We start from the raw sequence: 8,623 nt of genomic DNA, 5'->3' as shown, positions 1-8,623 counted from the left end.
CCATATAAGGAGAGATATTTATGATAAAACAAGATCTGTTGTATGAGAATGAATTGGTGAAAAATTATATTCAAGCGTATTATAAAAACCAAAGCGGGCTTTCAATATTAGCTGGTAATGTGTTTAATAGCCCTAATATACCTGGAACTTTAGTAGCAACGAATATGAGAATGTTTTTTTATACAGAAGTAATGAAAGTAAATAAGGTTCTTATTGAAATTGATTATAAAGAAATAATGAAGATTAATGAAAAGAAACAATCTATTGGGATGCTTAAGACTATCCCTTCAATTGTTGTTCATCATAAAGAAGAAGAAATTTTTTCAACAATGGGAGATTTAGAAGCATTCTCTAAATTAAAATCTTTTTTTAGTGTAATTCCAGTAAATAAATAAGTATAAATTCATATATGGGGTAGGATGCCACATCCATCAAGCTAAAAAATTGTATCCATAAAACGAAAAAAACGCTATTCTTTTTGTAGAAATAAACGGAAAGGTTAAACGAATAAAACGAAATTATCGTTGTAGAAATATTTGCAGAAAGGATGGCGTTTTTGTATGAATCTATCGATTCAAGATGAGTTTCATTTATTCGCTGAAGAACTACAGCGATATCTATCTCCACATATCTTCCAACAACTCGCACAGGAGACAGGTTTTGTAAAACGTAAAAGTAAGTATGGCGCACGAGATATGGCTGCTTTATGTATTTGGATCAGTCGACATGTAGCAAGCGATTCTCTCACTCGATTATGTAGTCAGCTTTATGCAAATACAGCTACACTCATGAGTCCAGAAGGACTTAATCAACGTTTTAACCGATGCGCTGTTTTATTTCTACAGCGTATATTCTCTCTTTTAGTCAAAAGCCAACTAAACGATTCGTCTCAAATCCAAAACCAATATACTTCTTATTTTCAACGTATACGTATTTTAGATGCTACTATTTTTCAAGTACCCAATCATTTATCCCCTATTTATCCTGGTTCAGGAGGATGTGCACAAACAGCCGGTATTAAGATTCAACTAGAGTATGATTTACATAGTGGGAAATTCCTCAATTTTCAAATGGAACCAGATAAAACCTTTGGTACAGAGTGTTTAGATACCTTATGCCCAGGAGATTTATGTATTCGAGATTTAGGATACTTCTCTCTAAAAGATTTAGACCAGATGGATCAACGAGGGGTATTCTATGTCTCACGGTTGAAATTAAATAATAGAGTATATGTAAAAAATGAATCGCCAGAATTCTTTCGGGATGGGACAGTTAAAAAGCAATCTTTATATGTTTTACTTGACCTTGAAGATATCATGCATCAGATAAAACCAGGAGATACTTATGAGATTCGGAATGCCTATGTTGGACAACAAAAATTACCCTCACGAGTTGTGATATACAGACTTACATCAACTCAAATTCATAAACGTAGGAAGCAGCAATCTTATGTTGAAAAGAAAAAAGGAGTTACATACTCTGAAAAAAGTAAACGATTAACAGAAATCAACGTTTATATTACCAACATACCATGGGAAATTGTTCCGATGGAACAGGTTCATGATATCTACTCACTACGTTGGCAAATAGAGATTGTATTTAAAACATGGAAATCTCTTTTTGGTATCAATCATTGTCACAATATTAAGCGAGAGCGTCTAGAATGTCATCTTTATGGACAGTTAATCGCTATTTTTCTTTGTTCTTCCACTATGTTCAAAATGCGACAGCTGTTACTACAGAAAAAACAAAAAGAATTAAGTGAATATAAAGCAATTTATATGATTCAAGATCATTTGTACTTAGTATATGAAGCTATACAAAAAGACACCCAAGAAGTATCAAAAATTTTCCTTCGTCTGTTTGATCTCTTACAGAAAAACGGACGAAAATCCCATCGATATGAGAAAAAGACAGTCTTTGATATTTTAGGCGTTGTTTATCAGTGCACTGTATCCAATCTAAAGCAGAAAACTGCATAACCTTTAAAAATACACCTTATCAAGGTTTATTTGGAATGCGTATTTTTAAAAACAAATAAACAAAATAGCAAGCATGTAGGCAACAAGAACGGAAGCTCATGGAATACCTAACCTTAGCTTGATGGCGATGGGGTATCGCTAGCATTTTTGAATAAACTCACGCTAAGCAAAAAATACAATGAGCTGCCCATATAGACAGCTCGTTTACATAATTAGTGTTATCGGTAGTTAGGTTTCTTTAGTTGAATGGGAATGTTTTGATCCAGTAGAAGAATGCAAAACCTCCAGCTACAAATAAAGCAGCTAAAATGAATGTTATTAGAGGTATTTTATTTTTCATACTTTTTCCTCCAATGACTTAATCTTAAGCTAATTTAGTTAACATAACATGCGTTAGCGGAAGTCAAAATGTTACGTTACAATGATTACAATAGGGGGCATAATTTCCTCTCCTAATTTTCCTACCGCATTTTGGACAAGTTACAACTCGACTTTCACTTGTTTGAAGTTCTATCTTACTTATTGCTATTACTCGTAAGGCAGCCATCCCTCCTATTAGAAGAAGCGTAATGAGCATTTCCATTTTTCTTGTTCTCCTTTCTTTTCATTACAGTTACCTCTAATTATTTTCTAAGAGGTTTTGTGATTTTACATTTTTCCGATGCTTACGCAGATGTAACGAACCCATCAATAAATTGCTTAGACTTAATGCTATGAGTACCCATGTAATTGCTTTTCTTATACCTTCTACATATTGTCCATACGTAACTTATCCAGAAGCCACGGCTAGCATGAAACATGAAATACTCATCCATAAATGATTGACCTGTCTTTTCATGATGAAATCTTCACCTTTTTCCTTATTGTACCATTTCAAAAAAGTGATGTGCGGTGTTTTTTGGATTGTATATTCCATACAAGTATAGTTAACATAACGTCCTATTATCGGTAGCAAAGAAAACGCACAAACCTTTGATACAATTGGGTTTGTGCGTTTTCTTTTTGTATTATTCTATGCATCATTTTATACATTCCTATCCTGGCGTGGGTTTTAGGGTTTTCGTTTGTTATTGGATTAGCCGAAAAACTGTATAAAATCTTGAATGCTCTTAGCATGGTTTTTTTCCGAAATACTGGCGGTACCCCATTTATAAATCCATTTTCTCCATAGCCATTCGATAGGTCCATATCGGAAATACTTACTCCATAGTGTACTGAATATACATTGTACGATACAAATAAGAATCCCAAAGATACATAGCTGCCAGTATGTTAATTGTGAAATATCCTGGAAGCACGCTGAGAGAATCATTAGCGTGAGTATACTTTGGCTAATATAGTTAGTTAAAGCAAAGTTACCAACAGACATAAAAGGTTGTAGCCACCCTACATATTTTTCATTCTCGCATATTAAAAGAAGAAAACATATGTAGAATATAGCGAGGGATTTTCCTCCGAATAGAATCCATAACTGGATATGGCTAGAGTAATAGATATCTGTTTCTATAAAATAATAGATGATAGGGAGGGAGAGCAGACATGATAGGAATAGCGAACTCCACTGTAAAATTTGAATTTTCCCTCTGAGTTCCGATACGCGTCTAAAAATATTCTTCTTTCCAGCCCATAAACCTATTAAAAATAACCCAATATATTCCGGGATCCCTATTAGAAGTTGCTGAAATTCCTGTGTCATAAGAAAGAACAAACGAGCTTTTACTTGATGTAAATAATTTAAAAATAGATTCACTGTGTGATTAGTAGTGTTGCCTGTAAACATATATTGATAGTATTTTGGTATCTCTTCAGGAATAGAAGGGCTTGCATGTAAAAATAAAATAACATGTAGAGTATAACTAACTAGTAAAAAACTAAAACCTGTTATAAAAATAAGCTTAGTAGACCGCTTATAAAAGAACAATAGAACAAAACCTGCTATAGCATATGCATGTAAAATATCTCCATACCACAGAAAGATAAAGTGAATTACACCAAATAGTAATAGAATACATAACCTACGACTAAATAGTTTATATATGGGATACCCCTTTTTTTCTGTATTTCTCATAAAGATATAAAATCCCACGCCGAATAAGAATGCAAAAATGGTATAAAACTTTGATGATATCAGTAAATCTACTAGAAAACGAACTACTTTATCTATACCGGAGTAACCTGCTTGATTAAAGGAATCTAGTCCTGTCATAGTAGGTAGATTAGCAAATAAGATACATAGTATGGCTATACCTCTTATCATGTCTAACGAATGAATACGAACTTTTTGTTGCATCTAAATTCTCCTTTCTCAAAAAAGAAAAACGAGCACTATATTAGCTAGCGCTCGAATTACGTCTTGCAAAGAATCCATCGTATGTCGCAGCTGACACTGCTCCTTCAAGGCGTTCAGCCTCTTGTCCTTTGTTATAAGCCACAACTACAGGAGTACCAGGAATATTAAAATCTTGGAATGCACTTTGATTTTCTGGTGTAGAGATATCAATACGGTAAATGGTTCTATCATGTTTCTGCGACATGCTATTGATATCTGGGGCAGCTTTTTTACAATATTGACACGCTGGTTGATAGTAATAGGCAATGAACTCGTCCTGAGACTCTATTTTTTGCTTTAATTCTTCTTTTGAAATATCTTTTATATTTTTTGGTGCTCTTTCTGCATCTACAGCAGATACAATTGCTTTTTCTGGTGTTACAGTTTCTGTTTTGACGGATTCATTTTTTGTTAAAGTGAAGATCGTGATACAAACAACGAATAGGGTGGTTACAACTGCTCCGATTTTATACATTTTTTTCATAGTAAATTCCTCCTTAAAATAAAAAAAAGGACAAACCTCGCCCGAGTTAACTGGGCGTAAGGTTTGTCCTTCACGCTACGTACAATAGAGTATAAACAATGGTAACAAATTTTCTACTTATATATTACCATATAATCTATATAGAATGCTATATTAATTTTTACAAGTGACAAAAAAACAAACAAAATCATTATAATTTCACGTACCAGAATAATAATAAAAAAAGAAAACAACATACAATAGGGGATTCTATACAGTTTATAACTATGTGTTAGTTCTACCCTAGTATTAGGGGTCAAAACGTACAAAAAGACACTATTTAAAGTGTCTTTTTATACGTTGACATGCTATTTAAGAAAATGTAGTGATTAATCATAATTAATTAGATGCTTCTCGATTAATCTTAGTATAACATCAATATAGAAGATTTTAAATGTAATTCTGCATATATAGATTATTGCATATATAATTCCACCTTAAATCTCAATTACCAAAATTACCAGTTCCCTTATTTTTATATTTATACTATAATTTAACTGCTAAATAGTATTAAAGGAGTTTTTAAAGAGATGGAGATGAGAGATTTACAAAAACTAATTGAATCAAAGAAACAAGAACTAATTAAACTTGTAGAGAAGTATGGGTTTACCCATAAGCAAGTTTTGTATTTAAGTCAAGACATTGATATATTAATTAATGAATGTATATATAATAATATTAATAAAGGTGAATGAAGTTACAGTTTACGGGGTCCCGCCACATGCCCATCAAGCTAAGATTTTAAAGTATCCCCTAAACGAAATTTTTCCCCTTCTACATGTAGTTATCTTATCGTAAGCGTTGATGACATGAGATTCGAAAACGGAAGACAACATAAACTAACCAAAGTTTACATACGTAAAAAGGATTGCTGTTGTTAAACAAGCGACCTGATTAATTACCATAATCCTTCTTATAAGAAGGACAAAAAAGCTAGTATTCTACTAGCTTTTTTGTACATAAATAAATATTGAATATAAGAATTTGATTACATTTCCATGAATTTTGTTCTTAAAAATTGTTTATGACTTCAATTTTATTTCATAATGGGATAGTTTTTTCCCTGGATAATCCTTATCATAAGCAAATTGGAACCCGAGTGTCTCCAATACCTTTTTTGATTTATCATTTGTAATTTTAATTCTCGCAATTAGTTTTTTAATTTCCATCGAGTTAGCAGCATACTGTATAGATGCTTTTGCAGCTTCTGTTGCATAACCACTTCCCCAAGATGCAGGATCTAAAAGGTACATAATTTCAACTTCCTCTTCTTTTTGATCTACATATCTTAAGCCACAATGTCCTATAATTTCCCCAGTACATTTATTTAATACTGCCCATACACCAAAGCCATATAGATTCCAATGATCTACGAATTTTTCAACATATATTTTTGCTTCTTCTTTTGTCATCCCTCTAGATGCTGCAAGCCATTTACCGACTGTATCTTGTTTTACGATGTTATAAATATCATCAATATCTTCTAAACTTACTTTTCTCATATAAAGCCGGTCTGTTGTAATTGTTTTTTCGTCTATTTTAACATTCATATAACTCGCCCCTTTAGACAGTAATAAATAGTTCTTTCTAAGTTTATTATATTTTCCCGTTTTTTTCCATGATACCCATTACTTATACCTTTTCTATAGTCTATTAAATAGCGGTGCACAACACTTCTCCATCAAATTAAAATAATTTTATATCCATATAACGAAAAAAACGCTATTCTTTTTGTAGAAATATACAGAAAGGATGGCGTTTTTGGTATGAATTTATCGATTTCTAATGAACTAGAATTATTTTCTAAAGAATTACAACGATATATGTCACCACATGTTTTAGAACAATTAGCTAGAGAGATAGGGTTTGTTAAACGAAAAAGTAAATACCGTGCTCAAGATTTAGTGGCTCTATGTGTTTGGTTAGGCCAAAATATAGCTCATACTTCATTGACACAATTATGTAGTCGCTTAGAAACGAATACAGGTATTTCTATGAGTCCAGAAGGACTCAATCAACGATTTAATTCTCAGGCTGTGCAGTTTTTACAACAAATATTAACTTATTTACTCCACCAACAACTCTGTACATCTAGTAAGATTTCAACTGTATATACAAACCATTTTCGCAGTATTCGTGTATTGGATTCTACACATTTTCAGATTCCAGATAAATTTGCTTTTACACATCAAGGTTCAGGAGGTAGTGGTCATAGTGCTGGTGTAAAAATTCAACTAGAGTACGATTTACTTAGTGGTCAGTTTTTACATGTTCATGTAGGGTCTGGAAAGCACAATGATAAAAATTATGGTTCTACGTGCTTAACGTCTCTTCAACCGCACGATGTATGTATACGTGATTTAGGATATTTTGATTTGAAAGATCTGCATATGATAGACGAGTGTGGTGCTTATTTTATTTCACGATTAAAGCTCAATACTCGTATATATCAGAAGAATAGAGAGCCTGAATACTTTCAAAATGGAACAATAAAAAAGCACTCTGAGTACGTCCAACTAGATATGGAGCAATTTATTGACCAATTACAGTCTGGTGAAACATATGAGATTCCTGAGATTTATATTGGAATGTATCAAAAACTTCCTGCAAGACTTATTCTGTATAAATTAACTGAAACGCAAATGAAACGTAGACAAAAGGACTTAGCTTCTAAAGAACACAAGAAGCAAATCACCTATAAAGAACGCAGTAAGCGACTTAGTGCAATCAACTTTTACATTACGAATATCCCTTCGGAATACCTACCAAGAGAACAAGTATACGATTTTTACTCCTTACGATGGCAAATTGAATTAATATTTAAAACATGGAAATCATTTTTTCGTATTCATCATTGTAATTCTGTAAAATTAGAACGGCTAGAATGTCATTTATATGGACAATTAATTAGTATCCTTCTTTGCTCCTCCACCATGTTTCAAATGCGTCAATTACTCCTCACCAAGAAGAAACGAGAGCTGAGTGAATATAAAGCGGTTTATATTATTAAAGATTACTTTCTACTTCTTTATCAAGCTCTACAAAAAGATACTCAAGAACTATCAAAAATCTTGCTTCGTTTGTTTAATTTTTTGCAGAAAAACGGAAGGAAATCTCATCGATATGAGAAGAAAACAGTCTTTGATATATTGGGTGTCATGTACAATTGCTTCGTTACTCATAATCATGTAGCTTAATTAAAAAATTGAAACCCGTTAGGGTTTATTTGGTATGCAGATTTTTAGATAGCTGATATCACCTCTTTAGAAAACAGAAAAAATCTAGTTGAATGGACTTTTATTTAATCTTAGGTTGATGGGCATGGGGTCCCGCCAACATAACGCGAATTTCGTACGTTAAGGAATTATTAGATGTCTTTTTTGATATGAACCATCATAATACGATATCGATTAATAAAATAGATTATACAAATAATTTATTATACTTCCATGTACCCTAGCTGATATAATGTATAAGGCAATTATTGGTTAATTAAAGGTACACATATATTAGGAGGTACATAAGTCATGATAGATATAATCACGTCATTTTTTTTACTAGTTATATATTCTATTCGTTATCTATTTTCAACAGGCGAAAATAGGAAAAAGGCAAAAGCAGATTTAAAAGAATTTTGGACTGATACTGATGGGCAAATATTATTAGGTGCTGCTATGGGACTGGTGATTTCTGTAATAATTTTTGGTTATTTGTTTATGACGTAAATAAATTTTTGACTAAGAAGAAAATCATTAAGGGGTAGCACCACATCGCTATCAAGTTAAGAAA

General features: G+C 32.4%; 9 protein-coding genes. 5 read left to right on the top strand and 4 right to left on the bottom strand.

Annotated features, from left to right (window positions below):
• The first annotated feature begins 20 nt into the window (after nt 1–20).
• Nucleotides 21–395 (top strand): PH domain-containing protein, encoded by a 375-nt coding sequence (locus DN408_RS20565; RefSeq protein WP_113710123.1) that lies wholly within the window; start codon nt 21–23, stop codon nt 393–395.
• A gap of 165 nt (nt 396–560) precedes the next feature.
• On the top strand, nt 561–1,982 hold the full coding sequence (locus DN408_RS20555) for an IS4 family transposase (protein WP_147740382.1): 1,422 nt from the start codon (nt 561–563) through the stop codon (nt 1,980–1,982).
• A gap of 769 nt (nt 1,983–2,751) precedes the next feature.
• Here DN408_RS20555 and DN408_RS31560 read toward each other — a convergent pair.
• The 3 genes from DN408_RS31560 to DN408_RS20540 form a co-directional block, all read right to left on the bottom strand.
• On the bottom strand, nt 2,752–2,898 hold the full coding sequence (locus DN408_RS31560) for a hypothetical protein (RefSeq protein ID WP_179957910.1): 147 nt from the start codon (nt 2,896–2,898) through the stop codon (nt 2,752–2,754).
• A 159-nt stretch (nt 2,899–3,057) separates the two neighbouring features.
• Nucleotides 3,058–4,272, bottom strand: a complete 1,215-nt coding sequence (locus DN408_RS20545) for a DUF418 domain-containing protein (protein ID WP_147740380.1) — start codon at nt 4,270–4,272, stop codon at nt 3,058–3,060.
• Nucleotides 4,273–4,312: 40 nt separating this feature from the next.
• On the bottom strand, nt 4,313–4,795 hold the full coding sequence (locus DN408_RS20540) for a thioredoxin family protein (protein WP_002166778.1): 483 nt from the start codon (nt 4,793–4,795) through the stop codon (nt 4,313–4,315).
• A 569-nt stretch (nt 4,796–5,364) separates the two neighbouring features.
• Between DN408_RS20540 and DN408_RS20535 the strand changes: the two genes are divergently transcribed.
• The gene (locus tag DN408_RS20535; RefSeq protein WP_002166777.1) at nt 5,365–5,529 is read left to right on the top strand and encodes an aspartyl-phosphate phosphatase Spo0E family protein; all 165 of its coding nucleotides are present in this window, start codon (nt 5,365–5,367) and stop codon (nt 5,527–5,529) included.
• Between the two features lie 327 nt (nt 5,530–5,856).
• Here the strand turns inward: DN408_RS20535 and DN408_RS20530 are convergent, their stop codons facing one another.
• Nucleotides 5,857–6,384, bottom strand: a complete 528-nt coding sequence (locus DN408_RS20530; RefSeq protein ID WP_002204277.1) for a GNAT family N-acetyltransferase — start codon at nt 6,382–6,384, stop codon at nt 5,857–5,859.
• A 216-nt stretch (nt 6,385–6,600) separates the two neighbouring features.
• Here DN408_RS20530 and DN408_RS20525 point away from each other — a divergent pair, with 216 nt between their 5' ends.
• On the top strand, nt 6,601–8,031 hold the full coding sequence (locus DN408_RS20525; protein WP_147740379.1) for an IS4 family transposase: 1,431 nt from the start codon (nt 6,601–6,603) through the stop codon (nt 8,029–8,031).
• Nucleotides 8,032–8,361: 330 nt separating this feature from the next.
• Entirely contained in the window at nt 8,362–8,559 is a 198-nt protein-coding gene (locus tag DN408_RS20520) for a hypothetical protein (protein WP_147740378.1), read from the top strand.
• Nucleotides 8,560–8,623: the final 64 nt, after the last annotated feature.

The organism is Bacillus sp. AR13-1 (assembly GCF_008042285.1).
Classification (GTDB): domain Bacteria; phylum Bacillota; class Bacilli; order Bacillales; family Bacillaceae_G; genus Bacillus_A; species Bacillus_A mycoides.
Note: the sequence above shows the minus strand (reverse complement) of the source record. Positions and strands in the feature narration are given on the sequence as shown.

Excerpts from the sequence above, each read along its gene's own strand:
- DN408_RS20545 (WP_147740380.1), bottom strand. The coding sequence starts at position 4,272 with ATGCAACAAAAAGTTCGTATTCATTCGTTAGACATGATAAGAGGTATA.
- DN408_RS20555 (WP_147740382.1), top strand. The coding sequence starts at position 561 with ATGAATCTATCGATTCAAGATGAGTTTCATTTATTCGCTGAAGAACTA.
- DN408_RS20535 (WP_002166777.1), top strand. The coding sequence starts at position 5,365 with ATGGAGATGAGAGATTTACAAAAACTAATTGAATCAAAGAAACAAGAA.
- DN408_RS20520 (WP_147740378.1), top strand. The coding sequence starts at position 8,362 with ATGATAGATATAATCACGTCATTTTTTTTACTAGTTATATATTCTATT.
- DN408_RS20540 (WP_002166778.1), bottom strand. The coding sequence starts at position 4,795 with ATGAAAAAAATGTATAAAATCGGAGCAGTTGTAACCACCCTATTCGTT.
- DN408_RS20565 (WP_113710123.1), top strand. The coding sequence starts at position 21 with ATGATAAAACAAGATCTGTTGTATGAGAATGAATTGGTGAAAAATTAT.
- DN408_RS20530 (WP_002204277.1), bottom strand. The coding sequence starts at position 6,384 with ATGAATGTTAAAATAGACGAAAAAACAATTACAACAGACCGGCTTTAT.
- DN408_RS20525 (WP_147740379.1), top strand. The coding sequence starts at position 6,601 with ATGAATTTATCGATTTCTAATGAACTAGAATTATTTTCTAAAGAATTA.
- DN408_RS31560 (WP_179957910.1), bottom strand. The coding sequence starts at position 2,898 with ATGGAATATACAATCCAAAAAACACCGCACATCACTTTTTTGAAATGG.